The organism is Streptomyces sp. NPDC005070, from assembly GCF_053600395.1.
This window is the reverse complement of sequence record NZ_JBSFZS010000480.1, coordinates 1-1,570: the sequence shown is the minus strand read 5'-3', so window position 1 is coordinate 1,570 and position 1,570 is coordinate 1. Positions and strand designations below refer to the sequence as shown.

Below are 1,570 nucleotides of genomic sequence, written 5' to 3'. Positions count from 1 at the left end.
CCCGCCGGACGCGGCGGGCACGGGCCGCACGGAGGTGGCGGGCACGGGCCGCACGGAGGTGGCGGGCACGGGCCGCACGGAGGTGGCGGGCACGGGCCGCACGGAGCCGGCCGTCAGTCCGCGGCGCCCAGCCGCGCGGAGCGTTCCGCCCGTCCGGCCGACGGACCCGGGCGGCGCGGATGCCGGGCGCCGGTGCGGTCGCCCGCCCACGCGGAACGTTCCGCCACCAGCTCCAGCAGCGTGCGCCAGTCCTCCATGTCCCCGGCGTACAGGCCGGGGACCCGGCCGGCGTCGTCCGCCTGCCGCAGGGTCACCGCGTCCTCGGCCAGCGGGTCGTGCCCGAACGCGGCCGCCTCCTGGCGAGTCATCGCGCCGCCCGGGACGGCCGGGGTGAGCGGGCCGCGCGGGGCCGGTCCGTGGCCCGTCGAGCCGGCCGCGAGGTAGCGCTCCGCCGCGACGTGCAGCCGGACGAGTCCGGAGACCCGCTCGCCGAGGAGCGGCCGTACCGCGTCGGCGGCGAGACCGGCGTGCCCGGCCTCGTCGCCGGGCCTGAGCAGATGCCCGATGTCGTGCACCAGTCCCGCGACCTGGAGCTCCTTGTCGCTGGGGTGGCTCCGGCGCAGCAGCGCGGCGGTCTGCAGGGCGTGGTCGTGCAGATCGACGGTATCGCCGGCGGGCGTTCCCCCGCCCGGGCGGAGCCGGGAGTGGGCGAGCTCGGGGGTGTCGTGGACGCCCCGGCCGGCGTGCAGCAGATCCATCAGCTCCTCGACGCTGCGCAGCTCCATGCGTCAGTCCTCCCGCGAGAAAGGCCGTTGCCGTGCGACAGCACAGCATGGCCTCCTTGCGAACCGGCCAACGGGACCTGAACTGCGTGACGTCTTCGGGCCGGCCGCGCGCGACGGCCGTCGGCCGATGGTGACTCAGTCCTGCCCCCGGGCGGCGCCGACGCCCCCGTCCAGGGGCGATATTGAGCCGAATGGGTGGTAGCGAAGAGGGCATCATGTTTCAAATCGCCGCAGATCGAGGCTTGATGGAGCCTGGATGACGTGTGACAGTAACCTCACGTTTTCAGCCCCATAGAGCGGGGGCCTGCTCATATGGTTAGGCTGTAGCCGACGGACAGACTTACTGGGGTCCACCCACACCCACGGTCCGTCCCGGGACAAGCCGGTCACCACGGCCTGCTCTCACATGAGTTACCGGCGCCACCGCGTCCCTAACTGCTTCGACTCAGACCCGAGCGGACGTCAGGCGACCCGAGAGCACCGGGCCCTAGCGTCCCGAGGGTGACCCGACACATAAGGAGTGCGCGGTGACACCAGAGAAGACGAAACGCGATCAGGGCCCCAAGGAACGCAGGGACCACCTCGAGGGTGGGTCCGACACCAAGCTCGGAAGCCTGGACGTGTGGGCCAGGTCCGCTCCCATCCGCCTCGCGGGCTACGAGGACGACCTCGCCGAGCCCCACATCCTGCCGAGCGTCGACTGACCGACGCCAGGAGCCGGCGCGAGCGAGGACGGTACGGGAGTGCCGGCCCCGCGTTCACGCCCAGCAGGAGAAGCCGCGGCC

Annotated in this window: 2 protein-coding genes; one reads left to right on the top strand and one right to left on the bottom strand. The window is 73.2% G+C overall.

Annotated elements, in window-relative coordinates; translation table 11 throughout:
• Positions 1–113: 113 nt before the first annotated feature.
• Positions 114–785 carry an HD domain-containing protein gene (locus ACWEBX_RS40420; protein ID WP_451889679.1) on the bottom strand — a complete coding sequence of 224 codons (672 nt, stop codon included), beginning with the start codon at positions 783–785 and terminating at the stop codon, positions 114–116.
• A gap of 527 nt (positions 786–1,312) precedes the next feature.
• Here ACWEBX_RS40420 and ACWEBX_RS40415 point away from each other — a divergent pair.
• Positions 1,313–1,489, top strand: a complete 177-nt coding sequence (locus tag ACWEBX_RS40415; protein ID WP_451889678.1) for a hypothetical protein — start codon at positions 1,313–1,315, stop codon at positions 1,487–1,489.
• The last annotated feature ends 81 nt before the right edge of the window (positions 1,490–1,570 follow it).